The following is a 24,446-nucleotide window of genomic DNA, read 5'->3' on the forward strand; positions in this document are numbered from 1 at the left end:
GCCACCCTCGGTGGAAGGCGCTTTCGGAGTCGCCGATCGTCTCCGGCCGTCGCCGCATCCTTGCCGGTGCGGTGACTGCGACGCTGGCGTGTGTCGTGCGGGGACTTAGCGGGCGGCGCTGTCCCGCGTCGCTGACAGCGACGCCTGCGAGACCGTCATACAAACCGTGCCTGTAAGGGCGGAGGCAGTAGATCTCGGCCCAATTGGTCGTCGATCGCATGGACAGGTCGCTAGCCGCTGCCGACAAGTGGCGGGTCTCACTGATTGGCCGTCATCCGTGACCAACGGAGGGCTCGCCGTGGCGGTGGCCATGAGCAGCCTTGCTGGGGCTTGCATGTAAGCGACCACCACACGTGCTTGGCCGATCAGCAGCTCGCTGGTAGGAGGAGGCGCCAGGTAGCCGCTAATTGCCGCCTCCGATCGACTCTCGTGATCGTTCGCGGTGCCGGAGCCGCCCTGGTGGCGGTCGAGTCTACGAGTTGGGTGTCTCAGCTGGTGTGCGTCTGGTGACGTAGGTGACCAGGGGTGGGATGGCGGTGAGGTTTTGACGGTAGGTCTCGTTACGATGCTGGCCATGTCAAGCCTGGACGAGCGGGAGGCCGCAGCGCTGGTCGCGCTGCTGCAGGTCCGGCCGTCCGGGATCGCCTGGCAGGACATCGTGGAACTGGTCGGGCTGTCTGGCAGTGCTCGTGCTGTGTGGGACCGGCTCGTGCCTCCGACGCTGTTCGAAGACACCGACCTGGCATCCGCCCTCCACGACGCCGCTGCATCTGTCACGGCGTGGCGCGACGAGGCGTTCACTTTTACGACGTTCCTTGACGACGACTATCCGCGGCGGCTACGCGGGGTACGTCAAACCCCGCCCGTCATCTTCTACGCGGGCCAGGCCAAGCCCGACGAGAAAGCCGTGTCGATCGTCGGATCTCGCCAGGCAGACGACAATGCGCTCGCCTTTGCAGCGACGCTCGCGAGATCGCTGGTCGATCGCAACCTGACCGTGCTCGCGGGGCTCGCTGCCGGAGTCGACACGGCAGCCCATCAGGCGGCGCTCGACGCGAATGGGCGGACAGTTGCGGTGATTGGCACTGGAATACGAAAATATTATCCTCCGCAGAATCATGGGCTGCAGGATCAGATCGCGCGGACGGGTTTGGTACTTTCTCAGTTCTGGCCAGATGCGTCACCAACTAAGCGGTCGTTCCCGATGCGCAATGCCACGATGAGTGCATACGGCTACGCCACGGTGGTAGTCGCGGCTGGTGAGCACAGTGGCGCCCGAATCCAGGCCCGAGAAGCGATCGCCCACGGCCGACCGGTTATCCTTACTCGCCGTGTCGCCGAATCGACCGAATGGGGCCGGGCGCTTATCGGCCAGCCCGGTGTGTACCTCGCTGCTACCGTCGAAGAAGCTGCTGACAGGATCGATCACATCTTTAGCCTGGACGATCGGCTCGCTGAGATCACCCAAATGATGTCGCGCGGCGCTAGCGGCTGACGTATGCCCTTGCCGCACGCTCAAGCATTCCGCGATATTCTCCTGCCCCGGGTCGGTGGATACTTTAGAAACACATTCCGGATTCCCGGCCTTACCTGCGCAGCGTGCACAGGGCCGTCTCAGACTGAGATCTGTGCGCGATGCGACGGCCATGTCCAAGCACTCGGTGGCAGGCTCGCGCGCAACGTGTTTACGCTGACGTATGCTCAAGACCGTCATCCGACGATGCGGCACCAGTCGGTGCGGACCGCGTACGCCTACAAGTGGGATCCGCCGGACGAGGTGAGTCGCCAGAACATGCACACTCTCGTCACCGCCGCGACTTTCCTGCACGGCTCATGCCTGACTGCGGCGGCCGGGTCGCGGTGGGATGTCCTCACTTTCGTGCCATCCACTCGTCGGAAGTTGCCGATCGCGCAGCACCCTGCGGCCGGACTAGCACGAAGCGTCTTCGTGGAAGGCGAGCAGCCACGGCGCATCGTTCTCAGCCCGGGCCCTCGAATCAGCGAGGACAAACGAGAGATCCTCGCCGACCGATTCTGCCTACCCTCCGAGTATCAGCCCCATGTCGCCGGCCGACACGTCCTCGTCGTCGATGACACCTGGACCACCGGCTCCAAGGCCCAGTCAGCTGCTCTCACGCTCCGCGACGCAGGCGCCTCCCAAGTCACCGTGCTCTGCGTAGTGCGCTGGTGTCGCTGGGACTGGCCTGACCACAGCCGTGTCCTCGCTGGACTTGACCAGCCCTACGACCCGTTTCGCTGCCCCGTAACAGGGTTAGGATGCCCGGTTGCCAACCCCCTCCTGGCCTAACCGTCCGTCCTGAAAGGTGTTCGACCGGGCCAGACCCTCTGGTCGCGCCTTCGACCTTGCGTTTCAGCGATCCTCCGGGAGATCGAGCCAGCGAGGACCGCCGGGCCGAGTCACTCGGCGGCCAGCGGATTACCCCAGGAGCGTCCGTCCGGATATGCCAACGCCCCGCGCCACCCGTAGGCAGCTGCGGGGTCCTGACCTGCTTCAACCATGCGTGCCCTCCCAGGGAATCGAAACCTAGCCGGCCGATCCACAGGGGCGAGATCTCGCCTTGAATGTCCTGTAACTCCATCCAGCCAGAGCCGGATGCCAGGTTGTGATCACTGTCTGATCCTCCGGCTGCATCGGCCGCACGCGCTGCACGAAGATCATTTGCGCGTGCCGCGACGGGGCGGTTCCGACGCGTGCCCTAGGTATGATGCCGGCTTCCTGTCACGACAGGTCAGGCCCAAGGATCGTCGCCTTTCCGCAGATCTCAGGACACCAACCTCACAGTGGTGCCTCGGGCGGTAGGGACTACTGCCGGTAGGACCAGACAGCTTCGCCTCGACGTCGTTGAGCAGCGAGAGACGATCACGAGTTCGCCCGACGCCCCGCGCGGCGAGCCCCAGACGACTCCTGTTTTCAAGAACTGGCACCGGAACCTGGGAAGTCAGCCGGAGTTGACTGGCAACGTCACTCCAGATGTCACAAAGACGCCCCAGATGTCACCATCGATGTCCTTGACATACGAAGAGCAGACTGGCACCGCCTTTTTGGGCCACGCTATCGGCGGCGGCTGTCAAACAGGCGCTGACCTGCGACCAAGGCTGCCTCGTGACGGCCGCCTTTGGTCGGATGCCTGGCGGACGGGCGGTTGGGCGAGCCGGTGGGCGCCCGAGCCTCGGTATTGCTGGCGAGACGCAGGGGGAGATTCGTCCTTGGCTGGCACAAAGATGCCCCAAGATGCCCCTCGAGATGTCCTTGACGATCACCGTGCTGATCGATAGGAAGCGTAGCGGGCACCGCAGGTCGTGGTCTCTCCCAAAAGGGAGTGGTCTCGATCAAAGGGAGTTATCCGCGGTGTCTGACCCCGTCGTGGTTCGGATCTTGTCTGTCGCGCTGTGCGTGGCGTTTGCACTCATCGCCGGCCTGCTGGCCGGCATTCTCACGGCCGTCGGTGGCGCGAGACCGGTCAGGGCGGTTCTCGCCGGCGGCGCCGCAGCGGCTGCCGCGATGTCGATCGCGCTGTCCGTCGCGACTGCCCTTGGCGGCGTGTGATGCCAGTACAAACTGCTGCGACGGCGCTGAGGCAGCGTGGGGCCCCGAACCACGCCCTCACTTCCGTCTCACTGCTGGCTGGCATCACGTTCGCGGCTCCATGTCCGGTCTCGCTGGCCGCCGGCTCACCATCTGATCAGCTTTATGATGATCAGATGGTGAACCGGGGGAGTATCGGGGGTTCTTCGGGCGATGCGGGTGTGGAGTTCCGCCGCGGAGTCGCCGCCTACGTGGTCGCCGCGGGGCTTGACGGCCAGCCGTTGGATTGCATGGGGGTCCCGGCGCGGGCGAGGGTGCGAGCCGTGGTGTTGGAGACAGACGATGCGGTCGATGACCTGCGGGTGGAGTTCTCGTCTGGCTGGACTGTGTGTGTGCAGGCGAAGCGAAAGCTGACCTTTGCTGTTCTGCCGAAGGTTGTCCAGCAGTGGGCGGTGGCGGCGCGGCGCGGGCTCGATCCGTCCCGAGATCGTCTCGTGGTCGCGGCGGGCTGGCTGTCCGGCTCGATGCGTGATCTACGCGAAGTGTTGGAGGCTCGCCGATTCTCGATACCCGGCGCGCTGACCGCTGCCCAGGCGGAGGTCTTGCACCGCGTCGTGACCTTGCTGGGACTGGACGACGAGCTGTGCGCCTTGGTCTTGCGGTGCGCGGTCGTCTGGAAGATCGCCGTTGAGGAGCCCACCCAGGCCGGGTCGGTGCAAGCAGCCGTCTGGCTTCAGCGCCAGCTCGCCGACGTGACTGCTGACCATGCCCGTCTGGGGTGGACGCAGTTGCTCCACCTGGCTGGTATGGCTGCTCGGCGGCGTGGCGGTCACGATCTTGATGGTTGGCGCATGGCGCTGGCCGAGCGTGGTTTTCCGCCGAAGGCTGACTCTGGCGAACTGGCCGCGGGCGTGTGTCCAGGTCGTGCGCGACAGGAACCCGCGCAGGCCGGCGTCTGGTCTGTCGCTGGGCCGGAGGGTGGGACGGTGCCTGCTGGCTGGCGGCGGGTGGAGGATACTGACCCGATTCGGCTGGGAGTGCACCGTCCGATACGGGTGGCCGGGGTAGCGGATGATGTTCTGCCCGCGTATGTGGAACGTGACGTGGATCGATCGGCTGACGGCGTGCGGGCCAAACTCGCCGCGGCGGCGGAGCGCGGCGGGTTTGTGATGCTGGTCGGGGACTCGTCCGTGGGAAAGACGCGGACCGCCTTCGAGGCGGTCCGCGCCCGGCTGCGAGGTTGGTGGCTAGCTCATCCCTCGGACGCGGCGGCGGCTGCGGCCCTGGTGGGGGAGCGGCCGAGTCGGTTGGTCGTCTGGCTGGATGAGATCCAGAAGTATTTCGATGGGGATCGGCCACTGACCGCCGGTGTCATCGGCGAGCTGTTGGACGGTCCTGGGCCGGTCGTCGTGGTCGCGACGATTTGGCCCGACCGTCTGCACCGCTATATCGGCCTCCCGGACCGGAACAGTGATGAGGACCGTTACCGGGCGCATCGCGAGGTACTGGTCCTGGCCGATCAGGTGAACCTGGCGGACAGGTTCAGCCGCGCTGAACGCGACCGCGCCGAAGCGGCGGCACGGTGCGACAGCAAGCTGCGCGCAGCGCTCGCGGCGACGGATCTTGAGTTGACGCAGACGCTGGCGGCGGCGCCGCAGCTGGTGGCCCGTTGGGAACAGGCGAAAGGCATCGGTGGTCCGGGGCGCGGGCCCTACCGGTCGGCGCTGCTGACTGCGGCTCTGGATGCCGCCCGGCTCGGCGTCCGAGGCTCGCTGTCTCCCGAGCTTCTGGGCCGTGCCGCGCTCGGGTACTACTCCGATCGGGAGTGGGCACGTGCGCCCGAGGGCTGGTTCGACGACGCGCTTGCCTACGCGATCGATAACACGACGATGCACGGTGCCGCCGCAGCCCTTGAGCCGGTCGCAGGCCAGGGACCGGGGGAGATCGCTGGCTACCGTCCCGCCGACTACCTCGTCCAGCACGCAACCCGCGTGCGCCGTGACGTATGGCCTCCCGCTCGTTTGTGGACTGCTCTGTGCGACACGTTGACCGATCTTGATGACCTCGAACGCGTCGCCTCCGCGGCGTGCGACCGCCGTCTCTACGTCGTCGCCGTGCCGCTGCTGAGCGCTCTCGTCGACGATGGCGACTACGAGGCCGGCGAGCGGCTGGCCTGGTTGCTGGCTGACGCCGGTGACCGCGAAGGTCTGGCGACCTTGGCGGACAGCGGTTGTGCGGGTGCCGGTGAGTGGCTGGCTGATCTCTTGGCCGACGCCGGCGACCGCGGGGCGCTCTGGGCGAGGGCCGACGCTGGCGACGTGCTCGCGGCCGATCGGCTGGCGGATCTCCTGACGCGGGATCGCGATCGGGATGGCTTGCGCGCCTTGGCCGAGGCTGGACACGGGATGGCCGGGGACCGGCTTGCCGCGTTGTTGGCCGAGGACGGGGACCGTCAGGGTGCCATCGACATCTTGGAAGGGCTCGTCGAAGCGGGCGACCTGTTCGACGAGCGGCTACTGAACCGGCTCGGGGCCGAGGCCGGTGACCAGGAGCGGCTCCGGGTCCGGGCCGACGCAGGCGACGGGGACGCCGCTGACCGGCTCGCTGTGCTGCTCGCCAAGGCTGGGGACCGTGATTGCCTGCATGCCCGTGCCGAAGGTGGCGACGTATACGCCGCGATTCGCCTGGCCGAGCTCCACGCCGCTGACGGAGACCGTGCGACCGCGGTCGCGATCCTGCGGGAACGAGCCGACGCGGGGGACTGGGATGCCGCGAGCCGCCTCGCGGCGCTGCTCGCCGATGCAGGGGACCGCGACGGTCTTGAGGCGTTGGCCGACGCCGGCTATCGGGGCGCCCGCGCCCAGCTCGCCAGATTCCTCGCCCAGATCGGCGACCGCGATGCCCTTCGCGTCAACGCTGACAAGGGCGACGAATGGGCCGCCAGCAAGCTCAACGCGCTCTTGGCCGCGGCCGGTGACCACCTCGCGCTACGCGAACGGTTCGACGCCGCCGACGGCTGGGCTGCCCGACCGCTGGCGGAACTACTCGCCGCCCGCGGCGACCACGCCGGCGCGATCGAGATCCTGCGGGCTCTCGCCGACGAGGGCGACGACGAGGCCGGCGAGCAGCTGGCGGCACTGCTCGCATTGACGGGAGATCACGAGGGCCTGCGGGCAAGGGCCGACGACGGCGACCGCGAAGCTGCCATCCGGCTCGCGACGCTGCTCGCCGAGGCCGGGGATCACGAGGGCCTCCGAGCCAGAGCACGCTCCGGCGACTGGTGGGCCGCCCACCGGCTTGCTCAACTGCATGCGGAAGCAGGGGACGACCGACTCCTTCACTTCGGCTTCGACGTCGAGGGTGCGATCGCCGAGCGCCGAGGCTGGTAGCCGCCGATCCCACAGGTTCGCCCGGCGCGAGCGTTGGAGGAGAACCAGCTCGCCGGGGAGGAACCGCCCGCGGCGGTGACGGGTCAGCAAGGTCCTCTCAGCGTCGGGGGTAGCTTCGACGACTCCGGAGGGTAGCGGAGGGCTGTGGCACCCAACAACGAGCCTCCGCGTGGTTCTGTCGACGGGACGGAGCACCATCTGTCGCCGAGGTCGAGCACCACGGGATGCGGGCGACGTCGCCGTGTCGATGAGATCGAGCACCACGACCACCGCGGCCTTCGAGATCAAGTCACCCCGGGCCTGTCCTTGGTGCGCCTTTGCCTGTAGTAGAAGCGCTCCGGGTGCCCGGCCGCCAAGACAGATCCCGCGTAACTCTGGCTCGGCTGGTCGAGACCGGTGCTCGAACGTGCCGACATCTTGAGCGTGCACTCAAGATCGAATGGTGCCCGACGTCATCGACATTCGGTGCTCGTTCTCACCGGCGTAGCCACTCCGCGCGCCCGAGGCTGCCGACGTGTGCACGCCCACTGACTCAACCGCTGTCAATGTGATTTGGGCCGATACGGCGGATGAGCCGCCAGCACGATGATCAACTATGCCCGTACGCCTGCTCTATCTGATCTTCGCTCGAGTGTGTGGCTGGCTCGTCCCGCTCGGTCGCTCATCCGCAGACTGGGGCGTCCTGCGGAGCGCTCGCGCACACCTCGCGCACACGTGAGACGCATGAAGATCGAAAGGGGCTGCTGGTGCCGCAGGATGCCGTTGAGTGCCGTGCCGTTCGCCGAGACGAGGAACGGCACGTGGCGGCCATGTCCGTCCGACTGGCCATCTGAAATCGGTGCGCTGATTGTCGTGCTTGTCGGTACCGCGTGATGCCGACCGATCCCGCTCCGTCCGGCGGAGAGGGCTTCACGGTGTCGGTCTGTGTCGGTGGGTGCCAGGTGGAGACGGCGGGTGCGCGCACACGTTGCGCACACCTGGGCCGGTTCACGGCTTTGACGGTGCCACCGATCCTCCTCGGCCGCCAGCCCGGTGGTCAGGTCGAGTTCCGCTTGGTCGGCGAGAGGCCCGCGTCGGGCACGAGTCGTCACTCTGGCCTGACGTCGCCTACCGGGTTCGCCGCCTCCCGGCCGGTCGGGGGTGTTGCCCCGTGAGCCGGCGCAGGGAGAAATCGGCGGCGCGGCCTCGCGAGGCTGGCCCGGCTGTGGCTGGAAGTCCCTATGCGGCGAGGCTGGTGACGGCCCTGGTCGTGGTGGTCGTGGGGCTGACGTTTCTTTTCGGATTCGGGAACTCGTTCGCGCTGGGTCTGCGTCTGGGGGTTCCGGTTTTCATCGCGCCGTTGGTGGCACCAGCGGTGGACCTGTCGGTGGTCGGCCTGCTGCTGGGACTCCGTCAGCTGGCCGTCCACGGCGACCCGGCCGGTGTGGAGCGGTCGGCGCGGCGGCTGCTGGTCTTCGCCAGTCTGGTGACGTTGGCTCTGAATATCGCGGAGCCACTGCTGGCTGGCCGGTACGGCAAGGCGGCGTTCGACGCTGTAGGCCCGTTGCTGATGATCGGCTGGGCCGAGGTCGCCCCCGGCCTGATCCAGGCCATGCACCCAGCCAAGACGAGCATGCCCGTGCCAGGCCCGCCGGCTGCCGATGCCACCGCCCTGCCGTCCGATCCGCGGGCGATTTCGACACAGGCCCGTCGGAACGGACAGGCGAAGGCGCTGCGGGAAGGCGGGACCCCTCAGGCCGAGCCGGGGGCTCGGGAGCAGGATCTCCTGCACCGTGCCCGCGCCGAGGACGTCCTGCACTGGCAGCAACACCGGCGGCCGATCTCCGCGGCGACGCTGCGCGATCGACTCCACGTCAGCGCCGGCACCGCCCGAACCCTCGTCGGCCAGCTCCGCAGCGACACCCACACCAAGATCGAAGACGCGGCCGGACATCCCGGCGCGACCGGCTGAGATCCAGGTTCGGACTGCCGGGGCCTGAGAGCCGGGCCGGGGATGGAGGCAGTTGTAGGTCCGGAAATGTCAGAGCCCCGCGCCACCCGTCGGCGGCTGCGGGGCCCTGACCTGCCTCAACCAGGCGCGCACTCTCGGGGAGTCGAACCCCGAACCGGCCGATCCACAGGGGAGAGATCTTGCTGTGGATGTGCTGTAGGTCCATCGAGTGCTGTGCTGCGGGACTGAACTTACCAGAGCCGGTTGTCGCATCCTGATCAAGGCCAGGCCCTCCGGTGAGCCGCCCGCGCTCCTTGCCCAGGGATTCGGCCCCGCCTGCGACCGTGGTGTGGCCAACGAAAAGGTGTGGGAAGGGTGCCATGGCGAACCTCCCCCTGCCGGCGAAGGTCAGTGCTTCCCTGGCGAAGCTGAACCCGTGCGTCATCACGAGTCCGCGGTCGGACGGCCAGCCGGTCTCGGTGGCGACGTGGTACTTGTGGGAGGGTGGCCGGGCTCTTGTCAACATGGATGAGGGCCGGAAACGGCTCGATTACCTGAGGGCTGACCCGAGGGTTTCGCCCAGCATTCTCCAGGCGGAAAACCGGTATATCCACGTCAGCCTCCAGGGGTCGGCTGGTGGAGCTGACGGACGATCCCGATCTGGTCGATATCGAGCGTATTTCCACGCACTACAGCGGCCAGCGCGCGTGACCGCGGCAGGGTAAGCGGGTGGATCGAGGTCTCCTAAGGGCACGGCTGGGTGTCTGGCACCTCAATGGAAGCTTCGTGACCACTCGCCCAGGTATCGGAGTGTGATGTTCGGTGGATTCACAACCTGCGCTTGCGGGTACCGAGACCGAGGATCCGGGCCGGAATGCCGTGTTCCTGGCAGATCGATATCAGGCCGGGCCCGTCGATGAGGTGCAGGGGCTTGCCGTTGGCGAAGGCTTCGCTGGTCGGGCCGTACCCGGAGGTGGTAATCATGATCCCCAGAGTGGCGCCTTCGTCGACCGTTGTGCCGTACAGCTCACGGACATAGCCGGGCTTAACCGTGTTCGTGTAGAGCTTGGCCTGTACGGCGATCTTCATCGGCGCGACAGGATCGCGCTTGTAGGCCATGCAGTCGACACCTCCGTCGTGGCCTGGCCGGAACTGGTCTGTCTCGTAACCCATTTTAGTGAACAGGTTCTGGACGAATGACTCGAACTCCGTCGGAGTGAGATCGAGAAGGTTGGGTCGCTGGTCGAGGCCGGAGATCACGTCGATGGCCTCGATGACGCGCGGATCTGCCCTGCTGAACGGCATCACCGGCTCGACGGCCTTGAGCTCCTCGGGGTGGGCGGAGATGGTCGCGAAAAAGTGCCGTTTGATCGAGGCGACGGGATCGAACCGTGGCTCAGCGAGCACGAGCTCGTCGAACTTCTCTCTGGTCGCACGCAGAGAAATGAGCGGCGGCCTGATCTTACGGCCGGTGGCTGGATCGACGGTGTCGACGTGACCGTTGAAGACAACGGTGCTCACCACGCTCTCCGGGGCGACGGTGAACACCTCGCGGATCGTGCGCACGGCCATCTGGGCGATCACCGAGTTGTACAGACGCTGCCTGTCTGACGAGGAACGGTCTACAGGCTCTACGATCTTGCGTGTCTTTATATGTCGGAAGCTTTTGTGTGCGGGGACGATGTCGAATGTTGGCAGGAAAAACTCCACTGCCACCAGCGAGGATTCGGGAACGTAGCCAACATGCCGTTCGGTGGGGAAGAGCGCCGGATACGGCGATCTGTCCAGTACCATCTGCAGGTACTCGCTGACGGCAAACCGGTCGCGTATGCGAAGGCCCGCGGCGATCTCGTCGATATGCGCATTGTGGGCCTCGGCCCTGCGTCTCGCGTCGGCTGCCTTCCTGTCCCACGCGCTCCGAGTTTCTGCGAGCCTGCGCTGTCTCGTGTTTTCCTGCTGCAGATGCGTTTCCCTGGCAGCGGCGTATTCGCTCGCTGCTGTGTCCTGCAGAATCTGATACCGGCGGGCGCCGCCGAGCATCCGGGTAAGCCCGTTTGGTGGCTTCGGCGCGAAGTCCGACCGGGCAGGCTCAGCAATCGGATCCGCAAGTGCGCCGGGACGCAACGGTGGAATCTCGCCTGTGATCTTCAGGGAACCGAGAACGATGCGCGGATCCCGGTCGAGAGAGGACCGCAGCAGATTTTCCAGGTCCAGGACGCGGCGGCTGATGTCCTCGGTCTTCGTGGCGGCTTCCTCGTCGCGTCCGGCAGCCTCAGCCGCGACGCGGTCCTTCTCTGCCTTGCGCGCGCGTTGCTCCTGTTCCCGCTGAGCCGCGCGTTCGGCAGCGGCCCACTCCCTGTACGAGCCACCCGACGGACCCGAGCTGCGCGTCATCACCCACCGTATACGGCTAGTTACCGATTACATTTAGTGATCGAGAACATTTAAAGGGTAACGTTTCTCGTAGTAGACCGCAACGCCTCATAACCTGGCCGCGGTCGCCCGGGCGTCACCAGCGGCGGCCAGCGTTCCGACGGCGTTGTTGCGTTCGCTGAGGACAGCAATCTGGCCATCCGGGCAGGAATGATCGAGTAGCGCGTGTCGGCGGGTACGGCCTGTCGTCCCGGCCTGGGAGTTCTCGGGGTTCCGCTTCCCGTCCGAGGTGATCGTTCTTGGTGTCCGCTGGTACCCGCGGTGGATCGGCGGCGTCGAGGTGTGCGCGATCAGCCGCCGGGCCGCGAGAACCGGTCGGGGAGCCGCACTTCGGCCGCTACGAGGAACTGGCCGAGGTGCTCGTGCCGGCCCTGCTGCCGCACTCTGGACCGGCCCTGCGCCTTCTTCAGCCACTGCGCGGGAGCGCTGCCGGCGTACGAGACCGCGCGCCGGTTCGCCGAGCTTGGCTGCCCACGCCGGCGCGGCTGGTGGCGTCGGCGCAGGTCGCCCCGCGCAGCTGCCCGCACGGCCGGTTCCTGGACTGCACCGACGAGCTTGTGGCCGAGCTGGAGCTGCTTGCGGTGCTGCGCGGCGGGCAGCCGCACCCGGCGCTGATCGAGCTGGCGCTGGAGGTGCTGCAGCTCGGCCTGGAGGTCAACCGGGTGTACCGCCGGCCGCTACCGGCCACGGTGATCCCGAGTGGGATCACCGTGGTGCACTGGTCGGACGACGTCGAGGTGACCGAGCCCGAGCTGCACGGCTGGCAGTCATACTCGACCGCCACCCGGTTCGCCGTCCTGGACCGCGGCACTACGAGTTCCTGGCCGCGCCGGACTCGCTGATGCTCGAGCGCACCGACGCCGAACGCGGACAGCCGATACACCTCGACGTCGTCGTAGGACACCTGCCGCACCACCCAACCCGCCGAGTTCCAGATGCCGAGGAGCTAGGACTTCCCGGCCGACGGGGCACCGTGGTGCGGATTCATCCGATGGTGAACATCTGTTCGGCGTCGGCTCGCCGACGGAGACGAACGTGCTTGGCGCATGCGCCCAGGTACCTCGTCGGTGCCTGACACCGCTTGCCAATTGCGCAGCGGCACCATCGCGCGCCCATGCGTGTGTGCACGTCGGACTTGTATACGGACAAATCGTCCGACTTTGGCGACGTCTCCTTCTTGCTGACGAGGGCGCGCGCCGTCGGTACGATCTGTGTCATGCCGCCTCCGCCGCGAAGCGTTTTCATCAGCTGGGCTCACCGCAATCAGAACATGTCCGACGCAGAAGCGGAAGCGTGGCGTGACACGGTGAGAGCCTTAGGCGAACGCATCCATCAGAACGGTCTCACACTGCACCTAGATCTCTTTGACGCATCGAATGTGCACGATTGGAGCCGCTATGGGCCAAAACAGATTGCTGAGTGTGACTTCACTCTGATAATACCGAGTATCGCATACCGCGAACGCTGGGAAGGCCACAACGATCCGCGCCAGGGTGCCGGTGCCGCCCGCGAGATCGACACGCTAAAAGGGCTGTTTAATCGCGATCAGGACAAATTCCGGGATCAAGTTCGCGCTGTTCTACTGCCAGGGATAACGGTGAATGAAGTTCCGACCGAAATTTTGGCCGGAATTGTGTGGTATCGGGTTGATCCTGAGACGGAGATAGGCCTCCCAGATCTCCTGCGAGACCTCACCGGTCAACCTTTGTATGTCCTTCCCGCTCCGGGGCCGGTGCCTAATTTGCCGCCCAGACCACCCGTGACTTGAAGAGCTACTTCGATAGAGACTCGAAGCGCAGACTTCGGGTCTCCGAGTATTCCGGTCGTCAACAATCCACGCGCGATCGCCTTCCGCGACGCGGCGATCGAGCTCATAGCTTCTCTCGATGATTTTGCTGCGGTACCCGAGCCGCCGGAGGTGGCTTCACCGGGTGCCACGATATCTTGGCTCTTTAGTATGGAAAACTGGATGAAAGAAGCCGAGAATATTATCGGCTCCGTCGGGCGATGTGCTGCCGCGCGGGATAACTCTCTGCGCCTCCTCCAGGCAATTGATGATCTGCAAACAGAGTTTCAGCGACTAAATAAGATCTTTGCCGTCTCCGACCGCGATGTCGATTTCGCGTCCGTGAGGTCGACCTGCCGGGCGTTCTTGAGAGCGCTCCACCTTGCCGGGCAGTTGGCACTCGGAGCCTAGCGGTATAGATGATCGCGGTCGACGGGGATGATGAAGGGGGTTACTATCCCCCGAATCCCGAGCCGTCGGTGCGCCCCGTTGTCGGAGGCCCGAAAATTGGCCTCGCGTCCGCGGCGACAGAACTACACAGAGCTCTTAAACCCATTGCCGACAAATTCATGCTGGAGCGGCCGTCGACTAAGATGACTGAACACTACGTGCGCGCGATTCAGGACTTCTATCGTCTTGTTCGTGAGAGGCGCGAGGCCCACGGAGATCCTACGGGTGTTCTGGAACGGGTCGAAGCGACTGCGAGCTCCGCTGGAATAGCACTCAGCTTCACCCTCGAGTCGCCACGCGATGTCAAGGTCGTGGGCGAAGCCCATCGTTGGCTAGACACCTTGTGCCTGACACTTCGCTCGATACCCGGATTCAAACTGTAGATGAGCTATCGCGATACTACGGTCTTCTACCGTCCCCCGCCGAAAGGTGGCGAGGATGCCGCGGATCTGGGGCAGCGAAGCCGGCGCCGAGTTCGCAGAGGCCGTCCCCACCTGCGCCTTGGTGCCATTCCGGGTAGCCCGCGGTCGAGTCGCTATCCCGGAGAAGACCGGCGTTGGCCACGGCCTGGTGCGCTTCTTGCCGGCCCAAGGTAACCACGGCGACCGTGGCGATCCGCTGCTCGTCCGTCGCCCGTGGCCCCGTGGAGCGAGCCGTGCCGGTCACGCCCCAAAACGCCCGAGGTGACGGCGCCGGGCCGTCAATGAGCTACATATTCTCGCGGGCTGGGCATCTCAGACCCGCGAAGCTGCGTCGCTCGTAGCCGGCGGGGCGAAACGGTGCTCGCAAGCCTCCGCGGCAGATTCCGTCCGTGACGTAGCCGGGCCGCCAGACGGTCGCGGTGCGCCCAGGCGGCATCTGCCTGATCAGCGGACGTGATCTCGGCCGCGAAGAGCGCGGTGACCGCGAGGCGTGCGAGCGGCACAAGGTCGTCCCGTAGGGCGTCGCCCCCGATCGCGGCGACCTCGGCCCCGGTAGCAGAGGACGGCGTCCGAAAGCCGGCCATGGTCATGGTCTCCAGGCAATCCATCCAAGCGCCAAGCACCCGGATCTGGGGTGAGCGAGCGCCGCGCCGCTCGCGCCTGCGTCGCCAAGGAACGATCAGAACCGCAGCAAGATAGGCCAGCGCAAGAAACAGGACGGCGCCAAGCAGCCACCACAAGGCGTAGGCCGCGTCGTGGCGGGGTTTGGACGAGGTAGAGCTGGTGGGCTTCGGAGGGTGCGCGCCGGTGACGTGGGAGGCGGGTGACGGCGGTTGGACGGGTGCTGCGGCCGACGCGTTGCCGCCCTGAAGTGAGGTGTCGTCGACGACCTTGGTGGTGTCCGGCGTCGGGTAGAACGACGTCCACCCCATCCCGGTGAAGTCGACCTCGTCCCAGGCGACCGCGTCGCGGGCGTGCACCTGGTACCTGTCCGTGCCTGCGACCCGGCTGCCCTGTTCAAAGCCCACGACGACCCGGGTCGGCAGGCCGACCGCCCGGGCCAGGACGGCGAAGCTGACCGCGAACTGTTCGGAACTGCCGCGGTGGGACCGCGTGATGAAGTCGTCGATGTCGCCCACCGAGTGACCCCCAGGGGCGGTGGGGTCGTAGCCGAGAGACGCCCGCAGGTACTGCTCGATGAGCATGGCCTTGCTGTAGGGGGCCGGGGTTCCCTGGGTGATGTTGCGCGCGAGCTGTGTCAGGTCGTCGATCTGGCTCGGTAGCTTTAGGTCGACCTGCGTCGTTGCGTCGTCGGCTACTTGTAGTGCTTCCAACTGCTGCCGGCTCAGGCTGTGGTGGGGCGAGGAGTAGACGCTGTACGCGAGTGGCCCACGGATGCTGGCGGGCGCGATGACCGTAAGTAGCGAGGTGTTGATCGCCAGGCCCGGCCCGCTGACCCGCACGAGGCCGGGCGCGGTGGGCAGAAATGTCCCGGTGAGGCCTCGGACCTCGATCCGGTAGCCCATGGGGTGACCGTCGCCGGCGCTGTCGCCGGCCGGGGCGCGCAGGTAGCGTCCGGACGACGTCCACTCGTACCCGTCGAACCGGTCGAGGACGGCGAGCGACCACCGTGTCGGCGCCGGGGCCTGGGCCTCGAACAGCACCTGGTCGGGCCCGGTTCGCCAGGCCGTCAGTGCGGTGAGGGGATTGACGTCGGCCACCGGCCGGACCGGTCTCGAGGCGCGCGGGTCCCAGGGCGTTCGCCCGGAAAGCGCCGGCAGCTGTGGCGCGACGGCCAGGGCGAGAGCGACGGCGGCGACGGCGATGAGCACGCCAGGCGCAGCGCCTGACCTGAGTGAGAGAGGCCGAGCACCCGTCGATGTCTGCGCCCCGTCAAGCTCGGATCGCCGCGCCAGGACGAACAGTGCCCCGCAGGCCGCGAGCGCCGCGCCGAGAAGCGCGGCCGGGTGCCGGCCCGGGAACGACATACCGGTCGCGACGGCGAACAACGCCGCGGGGATGAACACGGGCGCGACCCGCAACCGCGTTCTCGTGGCGACCAGCGTCGCGGCGGCGGCCGCGGCCCACGTCAGCGCCATCGGAATCACGAGCAGGCTGGACGAGGCGGGAGGCGCGGTGTCGAGCAGCAGCCCCCAGCCGTCCACCAGCCCGTAGCGGAGCGCTGCCCAGGTTCCGATGGCGAAGGGGTCGCCGTCGTGTCGTCCGAGCACGAGCCACCAGGCGGCGGCGAAGCCAGCGGCGCTGAGCGTCACCGCCACAGCGAGTGGCGGCCGACGGCGCGGGAGCGGAGCCCAGGCACAGGCCGCCGCCCCCACCGCAGCCGTCAGGACTGGTACGAGCACCGTGCGCGGCGAGAACGCGCCCCCGAACGCGAGGCCGGCGCACGCAGCGTTCGCCGTCAGGATCGCCGCGGACCGAACGGAAGCCGCCGTCACCGAGCGCCTGCCCCGTGCACGACGATCCGATCCCAGGCGAGGACGGCGGCGGCCGCGTCGCGACCGTCCAACTCGATCGTGCGACCCACGTGGCGGGCAGTGTTCATCCCGGCGCCGATCCGCATGACTACGACCGTCTCGATTCTCTGGCTCAGCCCGAACAACTCAGCCGACGCCTTCTCCCGGGCCGTCCCGGTGATCAGGACGGCGGCCGAGGGGCGGCGCGCGGCCTGCGCGACGGTGTGGAGCGCGCGCTTGACGCTGTCCTGCTCGCTTGGCGCGACGGCGGCGAGCAGGTCGAGCGCCGGCGTCGGATCCATGCGACCCCGTGAGATGTCGATGGCGCCCCCAGTCGTCGTCAGGAGATGGACGGATGCTCCGGCCGCGGCCGAGGCGACGACCAGCGAGGCGGCCGCGTCCACCGCTGCTTCGAAGGCGCTGTCGCGTTCGCCGGCCGGGTAGGAGGCCGCGCAGGTGTCCAGGACGACAGCGGTCGCGGACTCCGGCGGCAGTACGCCTTGACGGACCATAAGGCGCCCTGCGTGGGCGCTGAGCCGCCAGTGAACCTGCCGCCGGTCGTCCTGTACGTACTCGCGGACGGAGACGAACGCGAGTCCCGCACCCGCGGCACGGCCACCGTCGAGATCGGCGTGGCCGACCCGGCGCCGCGAGGGAGCGGGGGACGTGTCATGGACCTCCGGGTGAACTATCAGCGTCTCAGTCGTCGTGAGGCCGATCCGGCGGCGGAGCGCGCCGAACGGATCCAGGAGGCTTGCGGCGGCCGGACCGACCGTGTGCACACCCCGAACAGCGGTCGGCAGCGCGATCGTCATCGTTGTCACCTGACCAGCAGGTGCAGCGCGGACATAACCAGTGACGAGTCGCGTACCGACCGGCAGGTCGACGGCGAAGCCGCGTCGGCCCCGTCCTCGGCCGCGCCCGAGCTTCTGCAGAATCACGCCCACCGCGCCGCGCCGGGTCTCGTGCACGGTGACAACCGCGGATGCAGCCATGCCTCGCCGCACCCGATTGGTGTCGAGCGACAGCGTGGCTCCCGCGGCCGGGCCGATCAGAAGCAGCGCCAGGGCACCCGCGAGAACCAACCAGACAGCCAGAGCGAGGACCGCGAGTTCCGGATACGCCAGAACATACGCCGTCACACACCCGGCGGCGCCACCGGCGAGCAGCGTGCGACCAGCCCAGGTCAGTGCGAAACCGGCCAGGCCCGGTGGGCGAGGGAAGGCCACGCCCACTACCCGCGGCCCGGCCAGCGGGGGACGCGGACGGTCGCGAGCACCGACCGGACAACGCTCTCGGGTTTCCGCTCGCGCAGCCGCGCATCCGCCGTGAGAACGAGCCGGTGTGCCAGCACCGACTCCGCCAGGGTCTTCACATCATCCGGCTCGACGAAGTCGCGGCCGGCCGCCGCCGCATGGACCTGGGCCGCCCGCGCCAGCGCCAGGCTGGCCCGCGGGCTGGCCCCCAGCATGACGTCCGGATGTTCGCGTGTCGCCGCGACCACGCTCGCGACATAGCGGCGCAGCGACTCCGAGAGGTGCCTCGACCGCGCATCGCCGATCATCTGACGCACCTGGGTGAGGGACAACACCGGCTCCAGCGACGCGATGGCCTCGTGACCGCGGCCTTGGGCAAGCATCTGCGTTTCGGCGTCGAGATCGGGATAGCCGATTCGCAGTTTCATGAGGAAGCGGTCTAGTTGCGCTTCAGGTAGGGCGTACGTGCCCTCCATGTCGATCGGGTTCTGGGTAGCGAGGACGATGAACGGCCCGGGAAGACGCAGGGTGCCCGTATCGGTCGTCACCTGACGCTCCTCCATCACCTCAAGGAGAGCCGACTGGGTCCGCGGCGAGGCTCTGTTGATCTCGTCGCCGATGATGACGTGCCCGAAGACCGGACCCTCATGGAACTCGAAGTCCCGCGTCTTCTCGTTGAAGATGTTCGTCCCGGTCACATCGGTCGGCAGCATGTCCGGGGTGAACTGGATGCGGCGCGAGACCGTCCCCATCGACGCGGCGAGGCTCTTCGCGAGCGAGGTTTTTCCGACGCCGGGGTAGTCCTCCAGAAGAAGATGGCCCTCGGCAAAGACGCAGATCGCTGCCATCCTCGTCACCGAGGTCTTCCCGAGGATCACACTGTCGAGGCTCGCGACCAGCTCCGCGAACCCGTCGGCAAAACTTGACATCGTCCCCCTGCCTGAGTCCTCTATCAGCGTCATGAGCAGATCGGTAGACCGCCGAAGCCGGCCCAAAGAGCATCGGGATGGATTCCGCGCTCGCCCGAGTTCGATGGTGTGTTGAGGTAATCGTCATTGATATAGCCGGTCTGGCCGGAATAGAAAATCTTGTCCCAGACGCCATCGACGCTTTCATCGGACGCTCCTTGGGCCTGGCAGACGAGTTGGACGGGAGGGCCAAAGCCGTCTGGGCCCGGTAGCGGTATGTAGACCCCTGTTGGAGAGCCACCCGGGGTGTCCCGCAGCGACAGCGGGCTCGAGTACCCGAAGGGGCAGTAGTAGTCGCGGACTCGGCATGCCCGCCACAGCGGCCCGAAACCGATCTTCATGTCCGGCTGATTGGCATCCTCGCCGACTGCCGCGTAGCTGTTCCGATACCCCACGGCAGTGTTTCCGTTGCCCATAGTTAGGTGTGCGGACGTGGCCGAGGCCGGCAGGGTTCGGGGATAGTTGTTGCCGTCACCGCCGATCGACACGGTGATGGATCCAGCTGCGTCCGACAGGTTCTCCCAGGAGACGTCAGCCACGCCGTTCCCGGGTGTAGCCGAGAACGATTGGCCACTGCTCAGGCAACCGCTGGCCGACATCGAGTAGAGCTCGGTCCGCTTGCCGGACGAGTCCTGGCCAAGCACCCGGAAAGTCACGCCGTTGGTGCAATCGGACATATCGAGCACAAAGGTCTGTCGCCCCTGTTGACGTGGCGTGACCTGGGTCGCCGGGCCGCTCGCTGATGCCGGATTCTCTCCGGTCACGGCGTAGGAGGTGAAGGGGTAGCCGCTGCCAGCGGAGTTGACCGTGATCCGGACGAGGTCCGGCTGGAGCGTGACCGTCAGTGTGGGACCGACGGCTGACGCGGGCGCGGCATCGGCGCCGCCGGGCGCCGCCGGGTTGCCTCGCCCGGCGTCTCCGTCGACCGTGCCGCCTGTCCCCGTGCCTTTCGTGCCATCGTCGCCTGCCGATCTCCCCTGGCCTGCGTTGAGGTCGCCGGCCGCGGAGCCGCCGGGGATCTGGCTGGCCGACGGCTGGTCTGGGGGGCTCGTGACGGGTCTTGGGGAGCCCGGACCGGCGGGGGTATGGCTCGTGGCAGCCGACTGCTGCGGCGAGACGGCCGCCGGCCGCGGCGAGACGGTGGGTTCCGTGACTGGGCTGGGGGGAGGTGTCGCGGCGGTCGCGTTGCCTGGCGAGTCCTGGCTGACGTTGACGGCGCTGGTCGGGGCGTGGGTGCCGGTCAGCGGGGTCGGAAGGTCTCGATACTTCACGATTGGCCGCAGCCGGCCGTGGTAGATCACCGCGGCGTTTGGGCCGTCCGGATCGTTGACCCACACCATGCCATCCTTCGCGAACACTTCCAGCGCCTTTGCGCCGGGAATGACGACGGGAGGGGTCGGATGGCGCGTCGTGAGGTCGACGGCTAGAACAGTCCCGTTCGCGTTGTCGGGTACATAGACGCGCCCATCTCCGACCACCGGCCGGCCAAGGTCTGCTGGATTGATGTCGGCAATGTGATACCGCGCAATCGTGTGCGACCTCATGTCGAGCAGGTACAAGGTTCCGTCGCTCGCCAGTGCCGGCAGGATGCTTCCTGGGTCGGCCGAGGGGAGCAGCGGCGGCGCAGGAGCACTGCCCATCTGAGAGCTCCCGGCGCTGCTCGGTCCGGCGGTCGTCAGCTCACTCAGTGCACCGGTCCGGGCATCGACCGAGACCACCTGCCCAGCGGCCAGGCCGAGAGCGACGAGGTCGCCGTCCCCGCGGGTGACGCGTGTAATGGCGCCATTCAGAGCGACACGGGTGACCGCGCCTGAGGTGGCGTCGCTCACCCACAGCGAGCTGTCCGCCGCGACGAGGGTCTCGGCCAGCTTCCCGCCGAGCCGCACCGGTGAGCCCATCACATGCAATGTGCTGGGATCCAGGCGGATCACCGTTCCGCTAGCGGGGACGACCGCATACATCCGTGTGCTGTCTCCGACGAGCAGGACCGGGCTCGGGTTCTTCGGCGCGACCACGGTCGACGCGAAGGCGAGGTCGGACGAGTCAAGCCTGACGACGTCGGCCGACGTAGAGCTGACGGCAAACACCGCATCGTCCCGTGATGTCGGGACGATGCGGTAGGAACCCGCTTTCGGGAACGCGCGACTGGCCTCAACGGTCGCTGCGAGCCCGTTGACCCGGGAGATCTCGCCGATCGGGTTGCTCACGAGCCACGCCGTGCCGTCCGACAGCTGCGCCGAGGTCTGCCCAACGGGCGCGCGTGGCAGGACGATGACCGCGAACCCGCCGGCCGCGAGAAGCGACACAACCAGGACGACCATCGTGCGGACCGCGCGCGCTCTACGGCTGGTGGCGTTTCGCTCGACGGCTGGCCGAAGCTCTGCATGAGGCAGGACGCGATCGATCAGGCGCACGGCGCGGTCCCGTCAGTCTGGAGGTCACCCCAGGTCCGCAGGTCTACCAAGTCGCCCACCGCGGAGCAGATCTCGGCAATCTGGCGATGTGGGTCCGTCTCCCACAGGGAGATTCGCCCCTTGGTCCCACCCGCGGCGACGAGGCTCGTGCTGGGCGCAGCGGCCACGGCAGGCAACGCGCCAACCGCGGGAAGGGATGCGACGGTACGGGGCGAACCCGGCGTGCCCACATCCCAGATCTGGGGGGCCGCGTCGTCGGAGCCCGCTACGAGAAGGCCGCCTGCGACGAAGCCGAGCGAGCGCGCCGGACCCGCTAGCGGCGCCGTCACGCCGAGCGCTGTCGGCCGGGCGGGGTCGCCGACGTCGAGCAGACGAACTCGGTCATCGTCGCCCGAGCCGAGTGCGAGCAACGAGTCATGATGCGCGAAGGGTCCAGTGGCGGGCACCGGCGATGTGGCGACCGGAACAACGTTCGGGCCTACCGAAACCGTGTTCACACCCTCGTCCACGAGGAGCGTGCGGCCGCTGGAGTCACCAGCGAGAAAGGTCCTTTCTCTATCCGCTGCGTCCGCCCAGTGGCCTTTGCGGGAGAGCCTTTTCGGGTCGATTTCCCAGACATCGACACCGTTGTTACCGGCAGTCGCCACGAGAGAGCCGTCCGCGGAGAATTCCAGAGATTTGATCGAGGGTTGGGCGGGAAGGTCGAGCGAGGCGCCGAATGGTACGGTCGTCATATCCCAGACTTGGACGTAGCTGGTGTTGCTGTCAGCGTTGTAGTCCAAATCTCCGGACGCATATCTGCTCCCGGCCGCGACGAGCGTAAGTCCGTCCGCGCTGAATGCCAAGTGGCGAACGGCGGCCGGCTCGTGGGTCGTCGCCACGAGATGGGGGCTGCGTTCGTTCGTGACGCTCCAGGCTTCGACGGTCCCGGCGGTGGTCCCGACCGCGAGCATGCCGCGCTGCGGGGCGAGCGCCAGCGCGGTGACATCGCTGCCGGTAGCGTCGACGAAGCTCGCGACTGCGCCCTGGTCCGGAATCGTGGACACGTCCCACAGCCAGACACCGTCGGCGGCCAATGCCATGAGCATCTGTCCGTCCGGGCTGAACGCCAGGCCCGTCAAAGCGCCGGGCGCCGTAAGCTGGGCAATCGGGCTCAGCGCTGCCGGCTGGGAGGCGTCGTAGACCGTGATCTGATGGCCGGACGGAACGGCAAGGAGCGGACGCTCCGGTGCAAAGGCACCCATAGTGACCGGTAGGGTCGCGACCTTTCGTGGCCGAGCCGATGTGACGTCCCACAGCACGGACTCCAGCGGATCCACCGAACTCGACGTCAGCAACGACGTCGCGCTGACCGCGAGAATCATCTCGATCACTCGCCAACCGGTTCTCACCTCGCTCAGCTTCTTCGGCCGAGCCAGGTCCGTGATATCCCAGACCTCCGCTTCATCCCCGACCGAGCGCGCGAGAGTCTTGCCGTCGGCGGAAAGCGCCGCTGCCTGAGGTCCTGTCGCCGACAGGGCTGCGGTTCTCACCGGTCGTAGAGGATCGCGGATGTCCCAGATGCTGATCTCGTAGCCTCTGCCCGTCACAACGAGCACCCCTCGAGATGGGTTCGAACTCAGCTCGCCGATGTCGCTTGGCAGAGGTACGACGGCGGTCGGCTTGGCAGGGTGTTCTGTGTCCCAGATCTGGATCTTTCCGATGGCCCCACCGGTCGCGAGATATCGCCCCGCGGAATCCAGGAACGCGACCGTTGCCGAGAACACCGGTATGAGGGAGCGCTGCCGGTGTGTGCGCCGGTCCCACACGATGACCGCGCGGGGGGTCTTGATGCCGTCCCCGATCGGGATCGCGATGAGGGTTCCGTCCGGGCTGAAGACGGCCCCCGATGGGTCGACGGCTGAGATGAAACCGGGGGTGCCGAGGGAGGCGAACAGTGCGCCGCGAGCCTCGGCGGTGGGGGCGAGACGGTAGGCGCCGACGCTGAGCAGGCTTGCCTGGTTCGGGTCCGACTGGCGCAGCGTCGCCGCCTGCGCCGCGAGCTGGCGTGACTCGGCGAGGTTGCGCAGTTGCACGGCGCGGCGCGTCTCCGCGAGCGCGTGACCGCGCTGTGCCCAGGCGAGCCCCGCCGTACTGCACGCGAACAGAAGCAGCGCGATGCCGGCCGCGACCGCACCCACCAGGAGCCGCCTGTTGCGGCGTTCCTCGCGAAGGTCCCGGTCGATGAGCACGTCCTTGTCGACACCGTGCACGGCTGCGGCGAGTCGCGCGACGGCGTCGGGAAACCGCTCGTTTCTGCGTGAGGTGTCTAGCGGCCCGTCACGGTCGACGAGGCGGACGTACAACGGGCGTTGCTGCAGCGTCCGCTGCCGCACCAGCTGGAGCACGGCGGGGGGAAGCGACGGCTCCAGCTCGTTGCCGACCAACGCGATCAGCATCTTCTCCGCCGTGCCACGGGTGGCCAGCCAGTGCTCGGTCTCCAGTTTCACCCAGTCGGAACACGCGGCCGTCGGGCTGGCGACGAGCACGAGAAACTCGGCGGCGTCCAGCTTTCTGCGCAGGTAGGACTCGAGGTTTCCGCTCGGCGTGATGTTCGACTTGTCCAGAAAGACACTCAGCGCGCGCGTCTTTGGCCAACGATGGCCGAGGCGGTGCAGAGCCCGCTGAATGCCGACCGCCCAGGTCTTGTCAGGCTCCTGGTGGGTGTACGAGATAAAGACGTTGTACTTGTAGTCCCGGAGCGGCCCGAGTCGGGGCCTATTCGATTTGTCTATCAGCAAGCGCCGAGACACGGTACGGCCGTTGCGAGCCTTCCCAAGCACCATCGACTCACCCTCCCCCTGGGCCGCCCAACAGTAGCACCGGACCCCGTGTGTCCTTTGAGCGGGACCCCGCATTGGTGGCATCGACCAGACCCACTGAAGACGCGAACAGAAGCGAGGTGCTTTTCTGTCCCGCAGCGAAACGGTGTAGCAGCGACGCGGCGGCCCTGGCGGGGCACTGAACCGCAGGTCCGGACGATGGTGTCCGCCGCGAGCTAACCCAGATCTTCGTGTCTTGGCCAGGTGTGATCGCGGGCTGACCTGCCACCGGTGTTGATGTTGAATCGTGCTGTCTGGTTGTGGCGACGTGCCCGTTGTCGCTCAGGTGGGCGCCTGCTCCACGTCCTCGGCGGGGTTTCGCTTCTGGTCGGCGGGTGGGAGGTCGGCGGCCCGGGTTATCCCGGGGCGGGCAGCGCGCGCAGCGTCGTGATCGCCTCGACAGTCGGTGGTGCCCGGGTTTGATGAGCTGGAGACCGCGATTGGCGCGGCCGAGGCCCGTGGCGTGCTGAAGGTATTGCAGCTTGCCGGGGGAGATCGCCGCGGTGGCGTCAGAGA

12 protein-coding genes and 1 pseudogene are annotated in these 24,446 nt (G+C 67.2%); 7 read left to right on the forward strand and 6 right to left on the reverse strand.

Going from position 1 to position 24,446, the window contains the following annotated elements; all coding sequences use genetic code 11:
• The first annotated feature begins 574 nt into the window (after positions 1–574).
• The 5 genes and pseudogenes from I6A60_RS13755 to I6A60_RS13775 all read left to right on the forward strand — a co-directional run bounded on the left by I6A60_RS13755 (position 575) and on the right by I6A60_RS13775 (position 9,614).
• Positions 575–1,495: a DNA-processing protein DprA gene (locus I6A60_RS13755; RefSeq protein ID WP_203014099.1), complete on the forward strand. Its 921-nt coding sequence runs from the start codon at positions 575–577 to the stop codon at positions 1,493–1,495.
• 1,875 nt (positions 1,496–3,370) lie between these two features.
• Positions 3,371–3,568: a hypothetical protein gene (locus I6A60_RS13760; protein ID WP_203042728.1), complete on the forward strand. Its 198-nt coding sequence runs from the start codon at positions 3,371–3,373 to the stop codon at positions 3,566–3,568.
• Positions 3,569–3,723: 155 nt separating this feature from the next.
• The gene (locus tag I6A60_RS13765; RefSeq protein WP_203055625.1) at positions 3,724–6,936 is read left to right on the forward strand and encodes a hypothetical protein; all 3,213 of its coding nucleotides are present in this window, start codon (positions 3,724–3,726) and stop codon (positions 6,934–6,936) included.
• A 1,204-nt stretch (positions 6,937–8,140) separates the two neighbouring features.
• Complete coding sequence (locus tag I6A60_RS13770; RefSeq protein ID WP_307873670.1) at positions 8,141–8,887, forward strand: hypothetical protein; 747 nt, start codon at positions 8,141–8,143, stop codon at positions 8,885–8,887.
• A gap of 359 nt (positions 8,888–9,246) precedes the next feature.
• Positions 9,247–9,614: pseudogene (locus I6A60_RS13775) on the forward strand (pyridoxamine 5'-phosphate oxidase family protein).
• Between the two features lie 80 nt (positions 9,615–9,694).
• Here I6A60_RS13775 and I6A60_RS13780 read toward each other — a convergent pair.
• The gene (locus tag I6A60_RS13780) at positions 9,695–11,260 is read right to left on the reverse strand and encodes a restriction endonuclease (protein WP_203014093.1); all 1,566 of its coding nucleotides are present in this window, start codon (positions 11,258–11,260) and stop codon (positions 9,695–9,697) included.
• Positions 11,261–11,541: 281 nt separating this feature from the next.
• Here I6A60_RS13780 and I6A60_RS13785 point away from each other — a divergent pair, with 281 nt between their 5' ends.
• Together I6A60_RS13785 and I6A60_RS13790 are read left to right on the forward strand one after the other, a co-directional pair.
• The gene (locus I6A60_RS13785; protein WP_203014090.1) at positions 11,542–12,141 is read left to right on the forward strand and encodes a hypothetical protein; all 600 of its coding nucleotides are present in this window, start codon (positions 11,542–11,544) and stop codon (positions 12,139–12,141) included.
• Positions 12,142–12,569: 428 nt separating this feature from the next.
• Complete coding sequence (locus I6A60_RS13790; RefSeq protein ID WP_203014087.1) at positions 12,570–13,067, forward strand: hypothetical protein; 498 nt, start codon at positions 12,570–12,572, stop codon at positions 13,065–13,067.
• A 1,168-nt stretch (positions 13,068–14,235) separates the two neighbouring features.
• Here the strand turns inward: I6A60_RS13790 and I6A60_RS13795 are convergent.
• From I6A60_RS13795 to I6A60_RS13815, 5 genes are all read right to left on the reverse strand, one after another.
• Positions 14,236–16,413: a transglutaminase domain-containing protein gene (locus tag I6A60_RS13795; RefSeq protein ID WP_307873671.1), complete on the reverse strand. Its 2,178-nt coding sequence runs from the start codon at positions 16,411–16,413 to the stop codon at positions 14,236–14,238.
• Complete coding sequence (locus tag I6A60_RS13800) at positions 16,410–17,660, reverse strand: DUF58 domain-containing protein (protein WP_203014081.1); 1,251 nt, start codon at positions 17,658–17,660, stop codon at positions 16,410–16,412. The genes I6A60_RS13795 and I6A60_RS13800 overlap by 4 nt, the downstream gene beginning before the upstream one ends.
• A gap of 5 nt (positions 17,661–17,665) precedes the next feature.
• Positions 17,666–18,649: a MoxR family ATPase gene (locus tag I6A60_RS13805; protein WP_238435390.1), complete on the reverse strand. Its 984-nt coding sequence runs from the start codon at positions 18,647–18,649 to the stop codon at positions 17,666–17,668.
• The gene (locus I6A60_RS13810; RefSeq protein WP_203014079.1) at positions 18,646–20,862 is read right to left on the reverse strand and encodes a PQQ-binding-like beta-propeller repeat protein; all 2,217 of its coding nucleotides are present in this window, start codon (positions 20,860–20,862) and stop codon (positions 18,646–18,648) included. Before I6A60_RS13810 ends, I6A60_RS13805 begins: the two co-directional genes overlap by 4 nt.
• Before the next feature lie 197 nt (positions 20,863–21,059).
• Complete coding sequence (locus tag I6A60_RS13815) at positions 21,060–23,894, reverse strand: TIR domain-containing protein (protein WP_203014074.1); 2,835 nt, start codon at positions 23,892–23,894, stop codon at positions 21,060–21,062.
• Positions 23,895–24,446 lie beyond the last annotated feature (552 nt).

Source organism: Frankia sp. AgB1.9, assembly GCF_016786355.1.
Taxonomy (GTDB): domain Bacteria; phylum Actinomycetota; class Actinomycetes; order Frankiales; family Frankiaceae; genus Pseudofrankia.